The organism is Zoogloea sp. JDB1 (genome assembly GCF_056724025.1).
In genome coordinates, this window is record NZ_CM161496.1 from 2,234,431 (window position 1) to 2,255,049 (window position 20,619).

Annotated in this window: 18 protein-coding genes; 10 read left to right on the forward strand and 8 right to left on the reverse strand. The window is 66.8% G+C overall.

Going from position 1 to position 20,619, the window contains the following annotated elements; all coding sequences use genetic code 11:
* Positions 1-97 precede the first annotated feature (97 nt).
* On the forward strand, positions 98-1,120 hold the full coding sequence (locus AC1PPK_RS09995; protein ID WP_481117669.1) for an AraC family transcriptional regulator: 1,023 nt from the start codon (positions 98-100) through the stop codon (positions 1,118-1,120).
* Positions 1,121-1,138: 18 nt separating this feature from the next.
* The gene (locus AC1PPK_RS10000) at positions 1,139-4,066 is read left to right on the forward strand and encodes an HD domain-containing phosphohydrolase (RefSeq protein ID WP_481117670.1); all 2,928 of its coding nucleotides are present in this window, start codon (positions 1,139-1,141) and stop codon (positions 4,064-4,066) included.
* A gap of 84 nt (positions 4,067-4,150) precedes the next feature.
* On the opposite strand, the gene AC1PPK_RS10005 is transcribed toward AC1PPK_RS10000, so the two are convergent.
* The 6 genes from AC1PPK_RS10005 to AC1PPK_RS10030 form a co-directional block, all read right to left on the reverse strand.
* Positions 4,151-5,248 carry an acyltransferase family protein gene (locus tag AC1PPK_RS10005; RefSeq protein WP_481117671.1) on the reverse strand — a complete coding sequence of 366 codons (1,098 nt, stop codon included), beginning with the start codon at positions 5,246-5,248 and terminating at the stop codon, positions 4,151-4,153.
* A gap of 352 nt (positions 5,249-5,600) precedes the next feature.
* Positions 5,601-6,167, reverse strand: a complete 567-nt coding sequence (locus AC1PPK_RS10010) for a YceI family protein (RefSeq protein ID WP_481117672.1) — start codon at positions 6,165-6,167, stop codon at positions 5,601-5,603.
* A 39-nt stretch (positions 6,168-6,206) separates the two neighbouring features.
* Positions 6,207-6,782, reverse strand: a complete 576-nt coding sequence (locus tag AC1PPK_RS10015) for a YceI family protein (RefSeq protein WP_481117673.1) — start codon at positions 6,780-6,782, stop codon at positions 6,207-6,209.
* A 34-nt stretch (positions 6,783-6,816) separates the two neighbouring features.
* The gene (locus tag AC1PPK_RS10020) at positions 6,817-7,356 is read right to left on the reverse strand and encodes a cytochrome b (RefSeq protein WP_481117674.1); all 540 of its coding nucleotides are present in this window, start codon (positions 7,354-7,356) and stop codon (positions 6,817-6,819) included.
* A gap of 2 nt (positions 7,357-7,358) precedes the next feature.
* Positions 7,359-8,174 (reverse strand): DODA-type extradiol aromatic ring-opening family dioxygenase, encoded by an 816-nt coding sequence (locus tag AC1PPK_RS10025; protein WP_481117675.1) that lies wholly within the window; start codon positions 8,172-8,174, stop codon positions 7,359-7,361.
* On the reverse strand, positions 8,171-9,052 hold the full coding sequence (locus AC1PPK_RS10030; RefSeq protein WP_481117676.1) for an SDR family oxidoreductase: 882 nt from the start codon (positions 9,050-9,052) through the stop codon (positions 8,171-8,173). The genes AC1PPK_RS10025 and AC1PPK_RS10030 overlap by 4 nt, the downstream gene beginning before the upstream one ends.
* 106 nt (positions 9,053-9,158) lie before the next feature.
* Here AC1PPK_RS10030 and AC1PPK_RS10035 point away from each other — a divergent pair, with 106 nt between their 5' ends.
* The 8 genes from AC1PPK_RS10035 to AC1PPK_RS10070 all read left to right on the forward strand — a co-directional run bounded on the left by AC1PPK_RS10035 (position 9,159) and on the right by AC1PPK_RS10070 (position 19,919).
* Positions 9,159-10,067, forward strand: a complete 909-nt coding sequence (locus AC1PPK_RS10035) for a LysR family transcriptional regulator (RefSeq protein ID WP_481117677.1) — start codon at positions 9,159-9,161, stop codon at positions 10,065-10,067.
* A 160-nt stretch (positions 10,068-10,227) separates the two neighbouring features.
* Complete coding sequence (locus tag AC1PPK_RS10040) at positions 10,228-12,861, forward strand: cytochrome c (protein ID WP_481117678.1); 2,634 nt, start codon at positions 10,228-10,230, stop codon at positions 12,859-12,861.
* Positions 12,862-12,874: 13 nt separating this feature from the next.
* The gene (locus AC1PPK_RS10045) at positions 12,875-13,756 is read left to right on the forward strand and encodes a hypothetical protein (protein ID WP_481117679.1); all 882 of its coding nucleotides are present in this window, start codon (positions 12,875-12,877) and stop codon (positions 13,754-13,756) included.
* A gap of 24 nt (positions 13,757-13,780) precedes the next feature.
* Positions 13,781-15,853, forward strand: coding sequence for a hypothetical protein (locus AC1PPK_RS10050; RefSeq protein ID WP_481117680.1), 2,073 nt, complete (start codon positions 13,781-13,783; stop codon positions 15,851-15,853).
* A gap of 17 nt (positions 15,854-15,870) precedes the next feature.
* Complete coding sequence (locus AC1PPK_RS10055) at positions 15,871-17,385, forward strand: c-type cytochrome (protein WP_481117681.1); 1,515 nt, start codon at positions 15,871-15,873, stop codon at positions 17,383-17,385.
* A gap of 13 nt (positions 17,386-17,398) precedes the next feature.
* Positions 17,399-18,883: a c-type cytochrome gene (locus AC1PPK_RS10060; RefSeq protein WP_481117682.1), complete on the forward strand. Its 1,485-nt coding sequence runs from the start codon at positions 17,399-17,401 to the stop codon at positions 18,881-18,883.
* 129 nt (positions 18,884-19,012) lie between these two features.
* Entirely contained in the window at positions 19,013-19,516 is a 504-nt protein-coding gene (tpx, locus tag AC1PPK_RS10065; RefSeq protein ID WP_481117683.1) for a thiol peroxidase, read from the forward strand.
* Positions 19,517-19,538: 22 nt separating this feature from the next.
* Complete coding sequence (locus AC1PPK_RS10070) at positions 19,539-19,919, forward strand: group III truncated hemoglobin (RefSeq protein WP_481117684.1); 381 nt, start codon at positions 19,539-19,541, stop codon at positions 19,917-19,919.
* Positions 19,920-19,926: 7 nt separating this feature from the next.
* Here the strand turns inward: AC1PPK_RS10070 and AC1PPK_RS10075 are convergent, their stop codons facing one another.
* Both AC1PPK_RS10075 and AC1PPK_RS10080 read right to left on the reverse strand, forming a co-directional pair.
* Positions 19,927-20,271 (reverse strand): diacylglycerol kinase, encoded by a 345-nt coding sequence (locus AC1PPK_RS10075; protein WP_481117685.1) that lies wholly within the window; start codon positions 20,269-20,271, stop codon positions 19,927-19,929.
* A gap of 156 nt (positions 20,272-20,427) precedes the next feature.
* Positions 20,428-20,556, reverse strand: a complete 129-nt coding sequence (locus tag AC1PPK_RS10080) for a hypothetical protein (RefSeq protein WP_481117686.1) — start codon at positions 20,554-20,556, stop codon at positions 20,428-20,430.
* Between the last annotated feature and the right edge of the window lie 63 nt (positions 20,557-20,619).

The window sequence follows — 20,619 nt, forward strand, 5'->3', positions numbered from 1 at the left end:
TGGCGCGGCGAGGCGTGGTTTCGGCAGCCCGTCGGGGGCGCGCTTCCGGGCCAGCGTCCCGAACCCTTTCCCTGTTCCTGTTTCCGGCCGGACTTCCATGAGCGAACCCACGTCCGACAAGGGCACGATCTCCATCGGCTTCGTCCATGAAGCGCTGGTGGAAGTTCGCGCCCGCGGTTTTGACGCGGATGCGCTGCTGAACCAGGCCGGCATCTCGCCGGAACTCCTCAACGCGCCCCAGGCGCGGGTGTCGTCGGAGCACTTCGCGGTGCTGTGGCATCTCATCGCCCAGGCGTTGGACGACGAGTTCTTCGGCATGGACTCCCACCGCATGAAGGCCGGCAGCTTCACGCTGCTGTGCCACAGCGTGATCCACTGCGACACGCTGGAACGGGCGCTGCGCCGGGCGCTGCGCTTCTTCCGCCTGCTCCTCGACGACCTGGAGGGCGTACTCGTCCGCGACGGCGAGACGGCCCGCGTCGAGATCATCGACCGCCAGGCCGAGCCGCGGCGGGCCTTCGCCTACGGCACCTTCCTGATCATCCTGCACGGCCTGGCCTGCTGGCTGATCGGGCGGCGCATTCCGCTGGGCCACGCGCGCTTCCGTTGTGACGAGCCTGATTTCAGCGCCGAGTGGCGGGTACTGTTCTCACCAGACCTGGGTTTCGGTGGCGTGCGCACCGAGATCGTCTTCCCGGCCGAATTCCTCGACATGCCCAACGTGCAGAACGAGCGCACGATGAAGCTGTTCCTGCGCAGCGCGCCGGCCAACTTCCTGGTCAAGTACCGCAACAGCGAAGGGCTGGTGGCGCGCATCCGGCGCCGCCTGCGGCGGATGCCGCCGGATGCCTGGCCGGATTTCGAGACCCTGGCCCAGCAGCTGCATTTCTCGGTGTCCACGCTGCGCCGGCACTTGCTGGATGAAGGGCAGTCCTACCAGTCGATCAAGGACGATCTGCGCCTCGACCTGGCGATCAGCCAGCTCAGCCATTCGGACAAGTCGGTGCTCGACATCGCGCTGGAGCTGGGCTTCGCCGAGGCCAGTGCGTTTCACCGGGCGTTCAAGAAATGGACCGGCGCGCGGCCGGGCGAATACCGGCGCGCCCTCGCCGGACACTAGCGGAAAGGGAGCATTCCGATGGCGGCCGAAACCTCACCCTCAAGGCCGGCACGTCATTTCCGCTGGCCGCTGCATATCCACATTTCGACGCTGTTCTTCGTGCTGGTGCTGCTCGCCGGCGGCAGCATCGCCTGGCTGTCCTACACGCGTAGCGCGCAGATGCTCGAGCGGGCTGCCGGCGATCTGCTGGGGCGTATTTCGCAGCAGACGGTGGGGGATACGGAGCGTTTGCTGCAGCCCGTCAACGCCAGCCTGCGCCTGCTGGCGCTGCAGCCGCTGGTGCGGGCCGGCACCTTGGCCGGGCGGCGCGAGAGCCTGGCGGTCCTGCAGGAGGCGCTGCTGGCTACGCCATCGGTGAGAGCCTTTTACGTCGGCTACGCAACGGGCGACTTCTTCCTGCTGATGCGCTTCACCAGCGACGAGGACCGGCGCCAGCTCGGCGCACCTCCGGGGGCCGCCTATGTGATCCAGAGCATCACCGGGCAGGATGGCCGCTTCATCTTCCTCGACGAAGCGCTGGTCGAGCTGAAGCTGCGGGACCGCCCGGAATACCCGAGCAATTACGATCCGCGCCGGCGCGGCTGGTATACGCAGGCCATGGGCGGCCGCGACTCGGTGCTGACCGCGCCCTATCTGTTTGCGGCCACCGGTAAGCTCGGCGTGACGCTGGCCCGCCGTACCGAGTCCGGCCGCGCGGTGGTGGGGGCCGACATCCGCCTGGCCACATTGGACGACACGCTGCGCCGCCAGCGCATCACGTCGGGCTCCCATCTGGTGCTGTTCGATGAGGACAAGCGGGTCATCGCTTACTCGGAGCCGGGCTGGCAGCCCCGTGCGGTCGGCGGCACGGTCGAGCGGCCGCTGCTGTCCGCGCTGGACGGCGGCGGGTTGGCTGGACTGGCAGCCCGCTTGCCGGCGCTCGACGGGGCTGGCGAGATGCCGCTGACCGCCTTCGAGTCGGGTGGGCGCAGCTGGCACGGGGCGGTGGCGCGCCTTTCCATGCAGGGTGGGCGACCGATTTATCTCGGCGTGGCGATCCCTGACGAAGAGTTGTTGGTTGAAGCGCGCGCCATTCGCGATAGCTCCATCGTGGCGACCTTGATCGTCGTGCTGCTGGCCTTGCCGCTGACCTACTGGACGGCCCGCCTGGTGGCACGGCCGATCCGCGAACTGGCCGGGGAGACGGCGGCGATCCGGCGTTTCGACTTTGCCGGTGCGGTGAAGACCCGCTCCGTGGTGCGCGAGGTGGACGATCTGGCGGCGGACCTGGGCGCGATGAAGGGGGCGGTGCGGCGCTTCCTCGACATCGCTTCGCTGATCGCCGAAGAGGCCGACTTCGATCGTCTGCTGCCGCGCCTGGTGGACGAGACATTGGCGGTGGTTGGCGCGCGGGCCGGAGTGCTCTACCTGGCGCGGGACGGTGACGGCAGTGACGGCCTGGATGCGGTGGCCTTGCGCGGTGCCGACGGTAACAGCTTACCGATGCCTGTCGCCCCGCCGGGCGAGGCGATGGCCGAGCTGGTGCCAGCAGGCGCGCGCTCCGCCGTCGGCGAACTGCGTTCCGGGCACGGTACCGGGCGCTGCTGTACCGGCCTGTGCGAAGCCATCGGAGAGAGCACGCTGGCCTATCTGGCGGTGCCGCTGCTCGACCGCAAGCAGCAGCGCCTGGGCCTGCTGGTGCTGTGGTTTGCGCAGGCGCCGGATCCGGAACTGGTGCATTTCGTCGAGGCGCTGTCCGGTTCGGCGGCGGTGTCCGTCGAGACACGCGGCCTGATCCACGCCCAGAAGCAAATGTTCGAATCCTTCGTCCGCCTGCTGGCTGGCGCCATCGACGCCAAGAGTCCTTACACCGGCGGCCACTGCGCGCGGGTGCCGGTGCTGTCGAAGATGCTGGCGCGGGCGGCCTGCGCTGCGACCGACGGGCCGTACCGCGATTTCAGCCTCAACGACGAGGAGTGGGAGGCGGTGCACATCGCGGCCTGGCTGCACGATTGCGGCAAAGTGACCACACCGGAATACGTGGTGGACAAGGCCACCAAACTGGAGACGATCTACGACCGCATCCACGAGGTGCGAATGCGCTTCGAGGTGCTCAAGCGCGATGCGGAGGTGGTCTGCTGGCGGGCCATCGCCGACGGGGCGGATGCCGTCGAAGCCCGGGCACGGCTGGCCGAAGAGTGGGCCCGGCTCGACGAGGAGTTCGCCTTCGTGGCGTCGTGCAATGAGGGTGGCGAGGCGATGGCGCCGGAGCGCGTCGAGCGCCTGCGCCAGATCGCCGGGCGGACCTGGCTGCGGACCCTCGACGACCGGCTCGGCGTCTCCGAGGACGAGCGCCGCCGCAAGCCGGTTGCAAGCCTGCCGGTTCAGGAGGCGCTGCTTGCCGACAAGCCCGAGCACCGTATCGAGCGCAGGCCGGAGGAGCGCATTGCGGCGGACAACCCGTGGGGCTTCCGTATGGCGGTGCCGGAGCTGCTCTACAACCGTGGGGAACTGGTCAACCTGTCGGTGGCGCGGGGAACCCTTACCGACGAGGATCGCTACAAGATCAACGAGCACATCGTGCAGACCATCCGCATGCTCGCCGCGCTGCCTTTCCCGCGACACTTGAAGGCGGTGCCGGAGCTTGCCGGCGGGCACCACGAAAAGATGGACGGCACCGGCTACCCGCGCGGCCTGCGCCGCGACGAGATGAGCCCGGTGGCTAGGATGATCGCGATCGCCGACATCTTCGAGGCGCTGACCGCGGTGGACCGCCCCTACAAGCGCGGCAAGCGCCTGTCGGAGGCAATGGCGATCATGGCGCGCATGCGTGACGCGGCGCACATCGACGCGGAACTGTTCGCACTGTTCGTGCAAGCGGGGGTGTATCGGGATTACGCGCTGCGCTTCATGCAAGCGGAGTGCATCGACGAGGTCGACGAGGCAGCGCTGCTGGCGCCGGGCTGAGGCGACGGGACGTGCTGCGGGGGGCGGAGAAGGCGTGCCCGGCAGCGGATCGCGCCGCCGGGCGGGGTGTGGAACGGACGAAGATCAGTTCGTCAGGTTGGCGGCCGCGAGGGCGGTCAGCCAGCCGCTGGCCACGACGCCAGCCGGGAACAGCAGGCGCATGCGGGTCGGGAAGGGATAGCTCTCGACCCAGCGATAGAACACCGATCCGCCGGCGATGCTGACGGACAGCGCGACCAGCAGCCCGGCCGCGTTGATGACCGGGTTGGTCGGGAAGAAGTAGGTGATGGCCGCATTGACCAGCAGGCACAGCGGGAAATGGACCAGGAACACGGAATAGGAAATGCGGCTCAGGCGCGCCAGCGGGGCCGGCAGCGGCATGGTGTGCAGTACGTGGGTCCACCGCGCCAGGCCGAGGAAGACCGCGACGGTGCCGGCAATCGCGATACGGCCGCGGAAGTCCACGCTCAACGCGGCGATGGCCAGCAGCGCCAGCAGGGCCAGCCAGCGGCCGGCACGTTCGCGGCCGGAGGCCCACCAGGCCAGGATGCCCATGCCGAAGGCGCCGAAGAAGTAGAACGCGCTCTCGTCCCACCAGGCATCGCGGTTGAAGTAGAACAGGGACGCGATGGTCATGCCGCCGATCAGCAGCGGCGCGGCGGCGCGCAGGGCCGGCTGGCGGTGGGCCAGCTGGGTCGGCAGCCACAGCAGCAGGATGCCCAGCGCGAAGAGCTGGAAGTCGATGGCCACGTACCACACGCCGGCCGACAGGGCTTCCTGGTCGAGCAGGTCGTGCAGCAGCAGCACGTGGGCCAGCAGGCGGGGCAGGTCGGGGGCCGACGAGATGGAGTGGTGGTCCATCACCAGGCCGGCCAGCGCCGAACAGCAGATGGCGATCAGCAGCGCGGCGGAGTAAGGGACAACGAGGCGGGTATAGCGCTGCAGCAGCGCGTACAGCGGCACTATTGGCGTCGGCAGTCCGGCAGGGGCGAACTTGGATGCGAACAGGAAACCGGAGACGACCAGGAAGATCTGCACCGCCATGCGGGCATAGACGTCCAGGCCTTCGATCAGCGTAGGCATCAGGGGTTTGGCTACATCGGCCATCGGCCCGTAAAAGGCCAGGTGGTGCAGCACGATCAATACACAGGCGATGGCCTTGAGGGCATCTATCGCCGGCATTCTTAGAGCTTCACTGCGCATGGGTTCGCGTGTCCTCCGGAAGGCAGGAATCGATGCTCAACATGCGGGCACGAGCGGGCTCTGCGGCCTGCTCGGGCGGACAGGATCTGCGGGAAGGAAAGGTGGCCGATGCAGTGATGGCAGGGTGTGCCGGATGCTCGACGAAGCTGGGACAAAAACAGATCAATCCGGAAAATCGCCGGTTGGGGCGATGTCGCTCGGCGTGTTGAACGCTAAGCCGTAATTATACGGACCGTACGGCGGGGTGTGGTCAAAATTCGCCCAAAATGGGCACATCTTGAAAGATATGCCCATCCGTCCGGCGGGAGGTGCAGGCGCGCCCCCGAAAAGTTTACGGCTTGTAGGCTTCGACGGCGATGGTCAGCTTGACCTCGTCGCCCACGTAGGGCGCGTACTTGCCGGCGTTGAACTCGGTGCGCTTGATGGTGGCGGTGGCGTTGGCGCCACAGGCCGGCTTCTTCAGCATCGGGTGGTCCATGCAGTGGAAGGAGGTGACGGTCAGGGTCACCGGCTTGGTGATGCCCTTGACGGTCAGGTTGCCTTCGATGGTGGCCGGCTTGTCACCGTCGAAGTTCACCTTGGTGGACTTGTAGGTGATGGTCGGGTACTTGGCGGTGTCGAAGAAGTCCTCACCCTGCAGGTGGCTGTTGAACAGCGGGTAGCCGGAATCCACCGAGGTGGCGTCGATGGTCACGTCGACAGAGCCGGTCTTGGCGGCCTTGTCCAGGGTGATGGTGCCGCTGGTCTTGTCGAAGCGGGACAGCTGGGTGGAGTAGCCGAAGTGGCTGTACTCGAAGCGCGGGTAAGTGTGGGTGCCTTCGATGGTGTAGGTTTCCGGCGCGGCGAAGGCGGCGGACGACAGGGTGGCGGCGATGGCCAAGGTGATGAGTTTCTTCATGCTGAATCTCCGTTTTACGTTGAGGTTTGGGGTTGGGGATTACTTCTTGGCCACGGCCACCGGGGCAGCCACGACGTGGAACTTGATCTCGATTTCATTGGCGACGGCGCTGACGTCGGCCCACGGGCCTTCGCCGATGTTGAAGTCCATGCGCTTGAGCACGAAGCCGCCGTCGAAGACGCCGTTGGCGCCGTCCTGCTTGAAGGTGAAGGGGGCGGTGACGTCGCGGGTCTGGCCCTTGATGGTCATCTTGCCGATGGCCTCGAAGCGGTTGCCGCCGAGGGCCTTCACACCGGTGGATACGAACTTGGCGGTCGGGAAGGCCTTCACGTTGAACCACTGCTTGCCGACCACTTCGTCGTTGGCGTCCTTGGAGCCGGCGTCGATGCTGGCTAGGTCGATCTCCAGCGTGGTGCTGGCGGCGGTCGGCTTGGCCGGGTCGAAGGCCAGCTGGGCGTTGAACTTCTTGAAGCTGCCGGGCACCGGCACGCCCATCTGCTTGGACGTGAAGGCGAGGCTGCTTTTGGCGGCATCCACCTGCTTGAACTCGACGGCGTCGGCGGCGCCGGCCAGCAGCAGGGCGGCGGCGGACAGGGCGATGTGATTGATCTTCATGAGGTCTCTCCTTGTGTTTGGGGCGGCTTGTGGCTTATTTGCCGAAGGGCAGCATGCGGCGCAGGGTGCTGTCCTTGTCGATGATGTGGTGCTTGAGGGCGCCCGCCAGGTGCAGACCGACCAGGGAAATCAGCGACCAGCTGAGCACTTCGTGCATCTCCTCGAGCAGTTCACCCAGCTCCTTGTCCTTACCGATCAGGTCGGGGATCGGCAGCACGCCGAAGTAGACCACCTGGAAGCCCTTGGCCGAGCTCATCAGCCAGCCGGACAGCGGCACCAGGAACATCAGCAGGTACAGCAGGTGATGGGTGCCTTCGGCGATCTTGTGCTGCCAGGCGGGCATCGGTAGCGCTGCCGGCGGACGGTGGGTGAGGCGCCACAGGATGCGCGGCACGAACAGCAGCAGCACGGTCATGCCGATCCACTTGTGATACGAGTACAGCTTGAGCTTGGTGGGCGACAGGGTCAGCTCGTGCATGTAGAGACCCAGGGGGAAGGCCGCCAGGATCAGGATGGCGATCAGCCAGTGGGCCGCGATGGCGGGGCCGGTATAGCGTTCGGTGGGTTTGTTCATTTTTATTGCTCCGTGCGGAAAGGGGACGCGCTGCCTGTTTGCCACAGGTAAGCGTCCATCGCCAGACCGCCGTAGGTGTATTCCGGTTCCAGGCGGAGGGGGATTTCGTCCTTTTCGGCGGCCCCGAGGGCGACGAACAGCGGCAGCAGGTGCTCTTCGCTGGGATGGGCGTCGGCGCCGTGAGGGGCGACGCGGCGGTAGTCCAGCAGGGCCGGCCGGTCGTCGCGGGACAGGGCTTCGCCGAGCCAGTCGGAGAAGATCCGTGCCTGGGGAACGGGTTGGCTGTTGGTGCCCCAGGTGAGCCAGCCGAAGTTGTGGGTCACCGCGCCGGAGGCGAGGATAAGAACGCCTTCGTCGCGCAGCGGGCGCAGCGCGACGCCGAGGCGGCGGTGCCAGTCGGTGCCGGCGTAGGGTTGCAGCGCCAGCTGGACGACCGGGATGTCGGCCTGGGGGTACATGGCTTTCAGAGGAATCCAGGCGCCGTGGTCGAGGCCACGGTCGGGCACTTCTTCGATCGGCAGGCCGGCGCCAGCGAGGAGTTCGCGGACCCGCGCGGCCACATCCGGCGCACCTGGGGCCGGGTACTCCATCGCGTACAGGGCCGGCGGGAAACCGCCGAAGTCGTGAATGGTTTCCGGTGTCGCCGCGGTGCTGACGGTCGGTTGGCGGGCCGCCCAGTGGGCTGAGATCACCAGTACCGCGCGGGGGCGCGGGAGGTCGGCGCCGAGGCGTTCCCACAGGTGGACTGTGGCACCCGGGTTGAGCAGCACATCGGGCGCGCCGTGGGACACGAAGAGGACGGGTTGGCGGGCGGTCATGAGACGCTCCTCGGGGTGAAGTATTCGTGGATCATGCAATCGAGGGACTTGGGCGGGTGGCCGACCAGGGCCGCGAAATCGTTGCTGGTACGTGCGAAGCGCCCTTCGGCGACGGCGCGGAACAGACTGCCGAGGGCGCTGGCCTGCCACGCGGGCAGACCGGCCTGCTGCTGGGCGGCGACGTAATCTGCTTCGGCGATCGCCGCGTAGCGTAGCGGCTGGCCGCCGACCCGGGCGATCTTGCCGGCGATTGCCGCGTAGCCGCTGGCGACCTGGCCGGTGAGTTCATACACATGCTTCTCCAGGCGCGGGGCGAGGGCGGCGGCGGCCATCGCCTGGGCCAGCTCGTCGCGGGACACCAGGCTGACGATTCCTTCGCCGGCCGGCAGCGCCAGGATGCCGTCGTTCAGCGCCGGTCCGGCCAACTGGGGAAGGTCGTCGGCGTACAGCGTGTTGCGCAGCACCGTGTGGGCGAGGCCACTGTCGGCCAGCGCGTTTTCGGCCTCCCGGTGCACCGCGGCGCATTCGGCCGGCGAATCGGCGGCCACGTCGAGCAGGCTGACGTAGAAGACGTGCTGCACGCCGGCGTCGCGGGCGGCTGCGATGGCCTGGCGGTGGCGCGCGATGCGCTGCAGCCGCGGGCCGTCGGTGGTGGTCAGGATCAGCCGCTCGATGCCGGCGAAGGCGTCGGCGAGCGTGGCCGGCTGGTCGAAGTCCCCATGGCGGATCTCCACGCCGCGGCTCGCCAGGTCGGCGGCCCGGGCGGGCTCGCGGACGCTCACCGCCAGCCGGCCGGCCACGGGGGCCGGGGAGCGGGCGATGAGGTGCTGGACGATGCGCCGGCCGAATCGGCCATTGGCGCCGCTGACGAGGATCACGGCAGTTCTCTCTTGTTGGGTGTTGGTTTGTGGAGCGAACTTTATGCTTCCGATTGGAACGGAAATAGCCTTTAATGGTGAAATGTTTGTTGCATGATTTGAAATAATGGATCGTCTGCATGCGATGGAGGTGTTCGTCCGCGTGGCCGAGGCCGGCAGCTTTACGGCCGCCGCCGATCACCTGGGCCTGGCCCGTTCGGCGGTAACACGCCAGATAGCGGCGCTGGAGGCCCACCTGGGTGTCAAGTTGATCGCCCGCAGCACGCGCAGCCTCAAGCTCACCTCGGCGGGGCTGGCCTACCTGGAACGTAGCCGGGAGATCCTCGATCTGGTCGGCGTCGCAGAAAGCGACCTGGCCGGTGGCGACCGCCGCCCGCGCGGGCCGATCCGCATCAGTGTGCCGATGAGTTTCGGCGTGCGCCACCTGGTGCCCCTGGTTGCCGATTTCGTCACCACCTACCCGGAGGTCAGCCTGGACATGGACTTCGACGACCGCCAGGTGAACCTCATCGAGAGCGGCCTCGATCTGGCCATCCGCATCACCACGCAACTCGATCCGACCCAGGTGGCCCGCCGCCTGTCGGTGGCGCGGATGGTCACGCTGGCTTCGCCGGCCTACCTGGAGCGGCACGGCTGCCCGCAGAAGCCGGACGATCTGCTGGCCCACCAGTGCCTCGGTTACACCGGCACAGCCAAAGTCAGCTGGCCTTATCTGGTGGACGAGGAGTTGACCTGGGTGCCGGTGCGTTGCCGCCTGCAGGCCAACAGCGGCGATGCGCTGGTGGACATGGCCCAGCGCGGCCTCGGCATCTGCCGCCAGCCGAGCTTCATCGCCGCGCCGGCGATCCAGGCCGGCTTGCTGACGCGCATTCTGGTGGACTTCCCGGGGCCCGAGCTGGGGATTTATGCGGTCTTCCCGAGTAACCGCTATGTACCCAGCCGGGTACGTGCGCTGGCGGACTACCTTGCTGAGCGCATCGGCCCCGTGCCGTACTGGGATCAAAGCCTGCCGTGAGCGTCAATCGCACGCGGATTGCCGCTCTCGGGAACTCTGCTATAACACCATCATGACCGGCCCCGACAGAGAGAACACGCATCCGCTTCAGGGGCGCTAGCTCCCATCCGCGGCCACCATGAGCGCCGGCCATGCTCCCTTCAGGGAAGGAGACGCATCCATGAAGCGCGCATATGTGGCCGCGTTCGCGGCTGTCGTGGCTGTTCTCGGCGGTTTTTATCTTGCATCCCGCGCCCCGGTTTTCGAGACCGGCTGGCAGCAGGCCCATGCGGACAATCCCCCTCCCGCTGCACCTCCTGTTGCGGCAACCCCGCAACCCGATGCGGGCAGCGTGGATCAGGATGCGCCGTACCGGGAATCCTGTGCCCGCGAGGGGCTCAACGAGTCCGAATGCGTCGGCCGCCTGATCTGGTTCAAGGCCACCGCCGGCAACGACCGTTTCCACACCTACACCTTCCAGCAGCGCATCGGAGTGCTGGTGGACTGGTTTCGGGTGCTGCGCACCGACCAGCGTGACGACCGCTTCTGGGCCTGGGGCATCATCAACGATCCGGCCTGCTGCAAGCCGGGCGACGCCAACTGCCCGGCCAAGTCGATGGACGAAACCTACGGTTTCGACTGGTGTCCCGGCGACGACGTACTGCTCAAGCACGTCGGCAAGCCCGGTTACGTGGATCCGGCCTGCGGCCTGAAGGACGCGGCCCTCGACCCGGATGACCCGCACACCAAGAGCGGCACCCTCGACCAGCGCCACAGTGCCTGCGACCTGAAGTTCGGCACCTCGACCGGCGCACTGGGCATCCGCAAGTTTCCCAACCCGCGCTTCGATGCGGCCAAGTGGAAGGCCGTCAACGGCGGCGTTGGCAGCTGGGCTGGCTTCGATCGCAAGATGGATGCGACCACCGGCATCGAGTCGGATAGCCGGGTCAGCAAGCTGGCCGACGCGTCCGTTGAGCCGCCTTTCCTGATCGGCACTTCCTGCGGCTCCTGCCATATCGCCTTCGATCCCCTCAACCCACCGGACGATCCGGCCCATCCCAAGTGGGAGAACATCAAGGGTCTGATCGGCAACCAGTACACCCGCATGTCCGAACTGCTCGGCTCGGGCATGCCGAAGTCGGCGCTGGAATACCAGATGTTCGCCCACGCGCGGCCGGGGGTGACGGACACCTCGGCGATCTCCCACGACCAGGTGAACAACCCGGGTACCATCAACGCGCTGATCAACGTGGCCCAGCGCCCGGTGTTCAAGGGCGACACCATCACCAAGTGGCGCAAGGTGGGTGACTGCGGCGTGGAGAAGGACGAGTCCAAGTGCTGGTGCGAGCCCGGCCGGCAGGGCAAGTGCTGGCAGTTCTCTACCCGCAAGGACGACACGACCACCGTACATCTGGGCGGGCAGAAGGTGGTGTTGCCCGGTGTGCATCACATCCTGAAGGGCGGGGAGGACTCCATCGGCGCGCTGGAGGCAATCCAGCGGGTCTATTTCAACATCGGCTCCTGCTCGGAACAGTGCTGGGTCAATCACTTCAGCGACATGCGCCAGGTGGACCCCGAGCAGCGTGGCTTTGGCCAGACGCCGTTCAACATCGGCCAGTGCCGGCGCGATTGCCCCAACTTCCGGGCGGTGGAGGACCGCCTGCAGAACGTATTGGATTTCTTCACGTCGGCCGAGTCGGATGAAATGGATCTCTTCGCGGCCCGCGCCAACGCACGCAAGCTGAAGAGCCCAGGCGCCACGTCCACGTATACCCGCGCCGACCTGACCGCCGACCTGGAGAAGGAATTCGGCAAAGGCGCTGTGGCCCGCGGTCAGACGGTGTTCGCCGAGAACTGCGCGCGCTGTCATTCCAGCGTTCCCGAAGCGGACGGCGGGCCGTTCAAGAGCAGGGACTTCGCGGCCACCAATGATGCGCATCCGCGCAAGGTTCGCGCCGACTTCCTCGGTAACGACCAGGCCACGCCGGTGACCGAGGTCGGCACCTTCCCGTGCCGCGCGCTGCACTCAAACCACATGGCCGGTCATCTTTATCAGGAGTACGCATCGGAAACCCTGCGCGGCCGGCCGCCGGTGGCCGATCTGCCCCAGCGGGAAGACCTGAAGAACGGCGGCCGTGGCTATATGCGCAACATCTCGCTGGTGAATGTGTGGGCCACCGCGCCCTTCATGCACAACAACGCCATCGGGCCCGAGGTGTGCGGCAACCCGGCCAACAAGGACAACGACTTCCACCGCGCGCGCTACGCCGGGCCGGACAACAAACTGCTGGCCGAACAGCCCGCCTGCGTGCGCTACGACCCGAGCGTGGAAGGGCGCCTCGATCTCTACAAGCGCTCCATGTTCGAGCTGCTGCACCCGAAGGAGCGGGGCCGCAAGGTGACGCTGACCAACGCCGACCTGATCGTCGATGTGGGCATTAGGCCGCTGGAAGGCAAGACCGAAAAACCGCTGGGCGGCTTCGGCCAGGCGCGTATTCCGATGGGGGCCAGCGCCGGCTTCCTCAACGGCCTGATGCACAAGCAGCTGATCGGCGACCTCTTCCTCGCCAAGCGCGACCCGGCCCGGCTGGAGGCGGCCGGCAAGAAGGATCTGGTCCCGACCCTGCAGGCGATCGCCGATGATGTATTGAAAAACCCGGCGCGCTTCGTGGAGATCCTGCGCGAGAAGCGGGACTTCCTGGCTGCCAACTACGTGACCTGCGACCAGCTTGTCGAGAACGAAGGCCATCGCTTCGGAGAGGATCTGAGCGAAACGGACAAGAAGGCCGTCACCGCCTTCCTGGCCACCTTGTGAGAGGAGCGACGCCATGAAAACCGCTTCCGCCGTCGCTCTTGTGTCCGTCGCCGCCGTGCTGAGCTTGAGTGCTTGCAGCAAGAAGGTGGAGGTGCCGAACATCCCGTTCGCGCCCTACGACAAGAGTTATTCCTCCAAGCTGGATATGGCCCAGGTCGATTACCTCTACCCGATCCCCACCGCCGAGCTGGCCAAGCTGACGCCTGACTACCTGGCCACGCTGGACCAGGAGCAGCTCGACCAGATCTACGCCCGCCTGACCGCTGGGCCGATTCCCGACGGCGCCTTCGACGGCCGCATCCTGCTGCCAAAGGGGAGCAGCGGCAAATTCCGCCTGTCGGAAATCGTCGGTGGCTTTGCCGGCACTGCGTTGAATCTGAAAGGGCTGGTACTGGAAGACGTCGGCGAGGCCCTGTGGCGTGGCAAGGTCTTCTACCGCCAGGAGCGAATCCTGCGTAACCGCATTGAGGATCTGGCCGTGCTGAAGAAGATCGGCTTGGTGCAGGGCGAGCCGAAGAAGATGGACTTCAACGGCAAGCAGACCTGGCTGCTGTTCCCCGCCAAGCTGTACTGCGGGCAGAGCCTGCTGGATGCGCGGCGGGAGTCGATCATCATTGACTACTTTTTCACCGACGAGATCCCCGGCTACCAGGAGAACCCGGACTTCCTCGCCGGCCGGCGCGGGCTGCGGGTGCGCGACGAGATCCGCATGATCCGGCCGGGCTTCTACCTGGGCCGTGCCTACTTGGACAAGGGCTTCGCGCTCAACTTCACGCTCTACGACAAGGACATGGATGACAAGGGGCAGGAGGCCTTCTTGAAGACCGGCGCAATGCAGGAGGATTGCTGGCCGGGCACCCAGCAGCGCAAGGTCCTCGCGTCGGCGGGGCGTTGAGGGGCGGCGACGTGGAGCGCCGCGATGAACGGCCCCGTGCGATGGTGCGCCCGCCTGGCGGGCTCGCTGCTTGCTGCCACGGCAAACATGGTCGCGGCGGGGCCGCTTGATACACCGCAGACCGGCGGGGCTGCGGCCTGGGTTGTGAATCCGGCCGAGCCCGGTGAGCATCTGCCGCCGCTCGGCCAGTCCCTGTTCGACCGATTGTTCGCCGGGGAGAGCGGAGCGAACGATTTGCCATTCCCCTTCGAAAAATTGCTGGCGCGCATCGACCGCGAACTGGCCCGGGACCCGGCCAGCGCGCTGCCGCCGGTGAAGCGCGTACTCATCCCGCTCGGGCGCTCCCTGCAGCGCACCGCCGCGGCGCCGGATTACTTCGACTACCCGCGGGTGGTCGTCGGCGTGGATTCGCCACCGGCCGCAGGCTCGCCCTTCCTGCTGAAGGACCGCCTCTACATCGGCTACCAGGAGAAGTCGGCGGTGCTGGAGGTGATCAGCTACAACGAGGCGGCCGGACGTTTCGAGTTCCAGTTGGTCAAGGACTATCGTCCCGGCGGGCGACCGCAGGTCTTCTACGCCAACCGCAACATCTGCGTTGCCTGCCACCAGAACGGCGCGCCGATCTTCTCCCGCGCGCTGTGGGACGAGACGAATGCGAACCCGGCAATCGCTGCGCTGCTGACGGCGAGCGGGCGCTCCTTCTACGGCATTCCGCCGGAGCGTGGGGTGGACGTGCCCTATGCCATCGACAACGCGGTGAGGCGGGCCAACCGCTTCGCGCTGGCCCAACGACTGTGGCGCGAAGGCTGCGGCGAAGGCGAGGCCGGGCGGCGCTGCCGGGCCGGTCTTGTCGCGGCGGCCTTGCGCCTGCGTCTGGCTGACGGGCGCATGGCGGTACCGGACGCCGCTCTCGAAGAGTCGGTCGGGCGCCCGCTGCGATCCGCCGCAGCACGCCGCTGGCCGGCTGGGCTGGCCCTTGGACGCTCGGATCTGCCCAATCGGAGCCCTTTGCAAGGCGCAAACGAGTGGCCGGCGTCGCCGTCGGCACGCGTTGCCTTCTCCCATGTGCCGGCGCGCTTCGAGCCGCTGCTGCCGCGGCCGGCAGAAGCCTGGTGGCGGGGCGACGCGCCGGAGGCCATCTCCGACGCGGTGGCCGGCGTGGCGGAGTTCGTCGAGGACGGCGACTGGCCGCGGCTCCAGGCCGCACTGGCGCGGCGGGCCGCGCGTCTGCCACGTCGTGAGGTGACGCTGAGTTGTACCGCCGCGCCCGGGGGATATGTGGCTGACTGCAAGGGTGAGGGCGGCGCTTCTTTGCGATTCGACCGACGGGCAGGCCGAGTCGAACGCTTCAGCCTGGCTGGAGAACCGCCGCTGCCGGGCTTCCCGTTGCGCGGGGCGCAGGGCATTCGCATGGCCGGCGGCGATGTGCTCGACGGGGTGGAGGTGAGTCGTCTGCGCGATGGTGCCGGCCCTTTGCGGCTGCGCCTGCGCCGCGATGGGGAGGTGGCCGAGGCCACCGTGTTGGTGCTGGCCGGGAGCGCGCAGGGGCAGAGTCTGCTGGATGCACCGGCGATTGCCGGCAGCGGCCTGATCCGTGCCGTACTCGCGCAACTGGGGGAGCCCGTCGCCGCGGCCCGGCTGCCGGTGCCGGCCGCGCCGCGGCTGGAGCGTCCAGCCAGTTCGCCGGGGGGGGCGACGGGCGGGGCGGTGCGTCCCGATCTCGCCGGCTTCTACGCCTGGTGTGCGGCGTGCCACCTGAGCGCCGAGTCCTTTCCGCCGAATTTCCTGCAGGGGCCGGCGGCCAGGCTGGAGGCCCGCATCCGCCAGTGCGCGCCGCGGATCTACGTGCGTCTGGCGATGGCGCGCCGCGCGCCGTCCGAGCGGGTGAAAACGCCGATGCCGCCGGCGAGCATGTTGCCGGCCTTTCGCAGCGATCCGGATGCGTGGGCAAAGAGTGGTGACCGGGCGGCCCTGGAGGCGGTAGTGGCGGCTCAGTTGCGTAGCGAATCCGGGCGGGAGCCGGACGTGGATCGACTTTTGGCAGGGGGCTACGAAGCTCTGCGCCCCTGCCTGGCGCCGGTGGCCGAGGCGCGATAGACGACGAGGAGAAGAACATGACGAGCCCAGTCGCACCCGCCAGCCGTTGGCGGCAGCGCTTCATGATCCTGTTCACCCTGACCGTGCTGCTGCCGGCGACGGTGGGCCTGTGGCTGCTCGGCCGTTTCAGCGGCGACTCGCCGGTGGATTACGCCGATCCCGTCGAGCACTTCAAGTATGGCTCCACCGGTGGCGAGCATGAGATGGGGTTTCCGTACTGGATCTGGCGCGCGCTGCCGCAGGTGTGCGGGCAATACCTGCCGGGCAAGGGCTACGAGTCCCTCGGCATGATCTACGAGAAGGGGCCGGACGGGCGTCCCCGCGATCTGCCGGTAGGCACGTCCAAGCGGCGCTACCAGGGCATCGACCGGGTCTTTGTGAATTGCGCGGTGTGCCACACCAGCACCGTGCGCAAGGCGCCGGACGCACCGCCGCAACTGGTGGTGGGCATGCCGGCGGCGCTGTTCGACATGCAGGCTTTCGAGACCTTCTTCTTCAAGTGCGCGGCGGACCCGAAATTCTCCAAGGAATACCTGATCCCCGAGATCCAACGTCTCGGCGCGGGGCTCGACCTGTTGGACCGGGAGGTTGTCTATCCGGTGGCCATCGCCATCATGCGCGACCGGGTGCTGGCGCTGAAGGGGCGCTTCGAATGGGTGTTCGAGCAGCAGCCGTGGGGGCCGGGGCGGGTGGATACCTTCAACTCGGCCAAAGTGATCTTCAATTTTCCAATGCACCTGCTCGACCCGAAGGAGCTCGATGCGCCGGCGGACTTTCCGTCGATCTGGCTGCAGCGTCCGCGCCGGGAGCCGCGGGCTATGGAACTGCATTGGGACGGCAACAACACGGACATGACGGAGCGCAACAAGAGCGCCGCCTTCGGCACCGGCACCACGCCGCCGACCATCGACCTGCCGCGCATCAAGCGCGTGGAGGACTGGATCCTCGGTGCCGAGCCGCCGACCTTCGGCAAGCTGTTTCCCATCGACCAGGCCCTGGCGGCTCGAGGCGCACCGATCTACAAGGAATATTGCGCCAGCTGTCATGGAGCGTCGGGGCGGGATTTCAGCGGTGAGCGGGTGGGGTATGTGACGCCCATCGCGCAGATCGGCACCGACCGGCGGCGGCTGGATTCCTACACCTACACGCTGGCGGTCAACCAGGCGACGCTGTATGCCGGCTACCCGTGGCGCTTCACGACTTTCCACAAGACCTACGGCTACGCCAACATGCCGCTGGACGGCATCTGGCTGCGCGCGCCTTACCTGCACAACGGCTCGGTGCCCAGCCTGTTCGACCTGCTGCAGCCGGCTTCCCGGCGGCCGGCGGTGTTCTACCGGGGCAACGATGTTTTCGATCCGCTGAAGGTCGGCTTCGTGTCCGACCAGCCGGAAATGGATGGCCGCAAGTTCTTCCGCTATGACACCCACCAGCCCGGCAACGGCAATGGCGGCCACGAGGGGCGGGCCTACGGCACCGAGGTGCCGGAGGCCGACAAGGCCGCGCTGATGGAATTCCTCAAGACCTTCTGAACGGGAGCCTGCCATGCTTGACGACCGTCGTGAAAACCGCCGCGCCTGGCTTCGCGCCGGCTTGTCCGTGTTGCTGCTGCTGATCATCGCAGGCGCGTACGTCGCCTGGGACCGGGGTTTCCGAGAGGAAGCGCAGCCGGCCTGGGTCTTCGAGTCGCCGGAGATGCGCTTCAAGTACGGTTCCATCGGTGCCGAGCACGACGCGGGGATTCCGTACTGGATCTTCTACGTGCTGCCGCGGGTTTTCCCGGAGAAATTCCGCCAGGACGGGCAGACAGTGCCGGGCGGTTACGCGGCCCTCGGGGTGTCCTGGGAGCAGGGCCAGGAACTGCCGGCCGGCTTCACCAAGAAGACCATCGGCTTTCCGCGGGTTGCCAACAACTGCGCCGCCTGCCATACCACCAGTTATCGCAAGAGTGCAGATTCCAACCCGGTATTCGTCGTAGGCGGGCCGGGGCACACCCTCAACATCGAGAACTTCTTCCGCCTGTTGATCGACTGCGCTGCCGATCCGCGCTTCGAGGCGGACATCCTGATGGCGGAGATCAACCGGGTGACCAAGCTGGATCTGATCGACAAGCTGCTCTACCGCTTCCTGATCATTCCGATCACCAAGAAGCGCCTGCTGGAGCGGGAGGCGCAGTTCGCATGGATCTACCGCACTGACTTTCCTGAGTGGGGGCGCGGGCGCGACGACAGCATGAACCTCACCAAGTACTTCATGATCCGCGCGCCGATGGATGACACCTTCGGCCCGGGCGACATCCCGGCGATCTGGAATCTGGGCAAGTACCACGCCGAGCGCGGCCAGTTGCCCAACTACGCGGGCGACAGCCACGATGTCCGCTCGGTGATCATCGATTCGGCCCTCGGCGTGCTGGGCGCGCCGCCGGCCGACAAGGCCGATTTTCTCAAGCAGGTGCAGTGGCTGCAGGATTACCTCTCCAGCCTGCAGCCGCCGCGCTACCCCTTCCCGGTCGATGCCGGGCGGGCGACGGCCGGCAAGGTGGTGTTCGACGTCCAGTGTGCCCGCTGTCACGCCAGCGAACGTACCGGCACGCGCATCCCGCTCGACGAGGTCGGTACTGACCGGGCCCGCCTGGATACCTGGAACAAGGGCGCGGCGATCAAGGCCAACCAGGTCGTCACTGCGATGGGTATCCCCCGCAAGGGACTGGTGGAGGAGGACCTCAACGGCTACAAGATCCCCTTCCTCGACGGCATCTGGTTGCGTGCCCCCTATCTGCACAACGGTTCCGTGCCGACCTTGCGGGATCTGCTGGAGCCGACGGCGGCCCGGCCGAAGATCTTCTGGAACGGTTACGACGTATACGACCCTCAGCGGGTCGGTTTCATCACCGACGGGGATGAAGCCCGGCGCGTTGGCACGCATTTCGACACTGCCGCAAAGGGCGGCGGCAACCAGGGCCACGAGTTCGGCAGCACCTTGCCGGCCGGCGACAAGGAGGCACTGCTGGAGTACCTGAAGACCCTGTGATCATTACTGACTGCGGGTACTGGCAGGAAAGTCCGCCAGCGCCTAAGATGGCGCGGCTCCCCGGTGGTATCAGCGCCGGCGAGCAAATCACAACAACATCATCAATTTCCTACCCCCAGGAGTGCCTCCATGTCTTCTACCGTAACCCTCGGCGGAAATCCCGTTCCCGTTGAAGGCGATCTGCCGCAGAAGGGCCAGACCGCACCGGCCTTCACTCTCGTCGCCAAGGATCTGGCCGACACCCCGCTGGCCAGCTTCGCCGGCAAGCGCAAGGTGCTGAACATCTTCCCGAGCATCGACACGCCGACCTGCGCAACCTCCGTGCGCAAGTTTAATCAGTCCGCCAGCACGCTGCCCAATACCGTGGTGCTGTGCATTTCCGCCGACCTGCCGTTCGCCCAGTCCCGCTTCTGCGGCGCCGAAGGCCTGGAGAACGTGGTGACCCTGTCCACCCTGCGTGGCAGCGAGTTCATCAAGAACTACGGCGTGGCCCTGGCCGCCGGTCCGCTGGCTGGTCTGACTGCCCGCGCGGTTGTGGTGCTCGACGAAAACGACAAGGTCTTGCACAGTGAGCTGGTGCCTGAGATCAAGAACGAGCCCAACTACGACGCCGCGCTGGCCGCGCTGGGCTGATAGATAGAAGGAAGAAGGAACGATGACGGGGACCGACGCTCCACTGACCGAGGAACACATCACTGCGCTGGTGCATGGCTTCTATGCCCGGGCGCGGGCCGATGCGTTGCTCGGCCCCGTCTTCGCCGCCGAGGTGGACGATTGGGATCACCACCACCTGGTGATCCGCGCGTTCTGGTCCCGTGTGCTGCTGGGCACCGACCGTTACGGCGGCTCGCCCTACCCGGTGCACGTGCGCCTGCCGGTCAAGCCGGAGCACTTCGAGCGCTGGCTGGCGCTGTTCCGCGATGCGGCGGTGGAGTTCCTGCCGCCGGAAGCCGCCCAAGTCGCCATCGGCAAGGCGGAGATGATGGCTGCCAGCTTCAAGGCCGGCTTGTTCACGTTGACCGGTCGCGGCGACTGACTGTCGTTCAGCGCAGCAGATAGGCCACGCCGACGACCACCGCGACGAGGGTGGCGATCAGCACCGCACCGGCCGCCACATCCTTGGCGACGCCGATCTCCGGGTGCTGCGCGGGGTGAAGCAGGTCGGCCAGGGTTTCCAGCGCCGAGTTGGCCATCTCCGCAACCAGCACGAGTCCCACTGCCAGCGTGACCAGAACCCACCACAGCAGCGGTGCGCTGGTCGCCGCGAGGAAGGCGAAGACGCCCAGTGTCGCGATGCCATGCACGCGCATGCTGCGTTCCCGGTGGAAGGCCGTGACGATGCCGTTCACGGCGTAGCCGAAGCGGCGGAAGAAGGTTTGTCCTTTCATGAGCCGGAATTTACGCCAAAGCCATGTCCACTGGCACGGGAATGCGTGTCTGAACCGTAGGGACATTGCACCCAGGCAATTTCGGCGCGATAAAAAGCCTGACCGAGGTCAGGCTGCGTGTGTCGGGTGCCGGGATCAGAAGCTGCTGCCGCGAACCTAGTGGGGCGGCAGGAAGGGAACCGTATCGAGGGCGTGCTTGCGGGCGTGCTTCGCAGCCTTCTTTTCCTTCGGGTTCAGTAGCGGTTTCTTCTTTGCTTCCTTGTTGCTCTGTCTGGCCTTGGTCATGATTGACTCCTGGTATGCACCGACGAACGTCAGCGCAGAATCAGTATAGGCCGATCGGGCATG

What these genes read in the sequence shown, in the direction of transcription:
- AC1PPK_RS09995 (WP_481117669.1), top strand. Translation starts at nt 98, where the DNA reads ATGAGCGAACCCACGTCCGACAAGGGCACGATCTCCATCGGCTTCGTC.
- AC1PPK_RS10000 (WP_481117670.1), top strand. Translation starts at nt 1,139, where the DNA reads ATGGCGGCCGAAACCTCACCCTCAAGGCCGGCACGTCATTTCCGCTGG.
- AC1PPK_RS10005 (WP_481117671.1), bottom strand. Translation starts at nt 5,248, where the DNA reads ATGCCGGCGATAGATGCCCTCAAGGCCATCGCCTGTGTATTGATCGTG.
- AC1PPK_RS10010 (WP_481117672.1), bottom strand. Translation starts at nt 6,167, where the DNA reads ATGAAGAAACTCATCACCTTGGCCATCGCCGCCACCCTGTCGTCCGCC.
- AC1PPK_RS10015 (WP_481117673.1), bottom strand. Translation starts at nt 6,782, where the DNA reads ATGAAGATCAATCACATCGCCCTGTCCGCCGCCGCCCTGCTGCTGGCC.
- AC1PPK_RS10020 (WP_481117674.1), bottom strand. Translation starts at nt 7,356, where the DNA reads ATGAACAAACCCACCGAACGCTATACCGGCCCCGCCATCGCGGCCCAC.
- AC1PPK_RS10025 (WP_481117675.1), bottom strand. Translation starts at nt 8,174, where the DNA reads ATGACCGCCCGCCAACCCGTCCTCTTCGTGTCCCACGGCGCGCCCGAT.
- AC1PPK_RS10035 (WP_481117677.1), top strand. Translation starts at nt 9,159, where the DNA reads ATGGATCGTCTGCATGCGATGGAGGTGTTCGTCCGCGTGGCCGAGGCC.
- AC1PPK_RS10040 (WP_481117678.1), top strand. Translation starts at nt 10,228, where the DNA reads ATGAAGCGCGCATATGTGGCCGCGTTCGCGGCTGTCGTGGCTGTTCTC.
- AC1PPK_RS10045 (WP_481117679.1), top strand. Translation starts at nt 12,875, where the DNA reads ATGAAAACCGCTTCCGCCGTCGCTCTTGTGTCCGTCGCCGCCGTGCTG.
- AC1PPK_RS10050 (WP_481117680.1), top strand. Translation starts at nt 13,781, where the DNA reads ATGAACGGCCCCGTGCGATGGTGCGCCCGCCTGGCGGGCTCGCTGCTT.
- AC1PPK_RS10055 (WP_481117681.1), top strand. Translation starts at nt 15,871, where the DNA reads ATGACGAGCCCAGTCGCACCCGCCAGCCGTTGGCGGCAGCGCTTCATG.
- AC1PPK_RS10060 (WP_481117682.1), top strand. Translation starts at nt 17,399, where the DNA reads ATGCTTGACGACCGTCGTGAAAACCGCCGCGCCTGGCTTCGCGCCGGC.
- tpx (WP_481117683.1), top strand. Translation starts at nt 19,013, where the DNA reads ATGTCTTCTACCGTAACCCTCGGCGGAAATCCCGTTCCCGTTGAAGGC.
- AC1PPK_RS10070 (WP_481117684.1), top strand. Translation starts at nt 19,539, where the DNA reads ATGACGGGGACCGACGCTCCACTGACCGAGGAACACATCACTGCGCTG.
- AC1PPK_RS10075 (WP_481117685.1), bottom strand. Translation starts at nt 20,271, where the DNA reads ATGAAAGGACAAACCTTCTTCCGCCGCTTCGGCTACGCCGTGAACGGC.
- AC1PPK_RS10080 (WP_481117686.1), bottom strand. Translation starts at nt 20,556, where the DNA reads ATGACCAAGGCCAGACAGAGCAACAAGGAAGCAAAGAAGAAACCGCTA.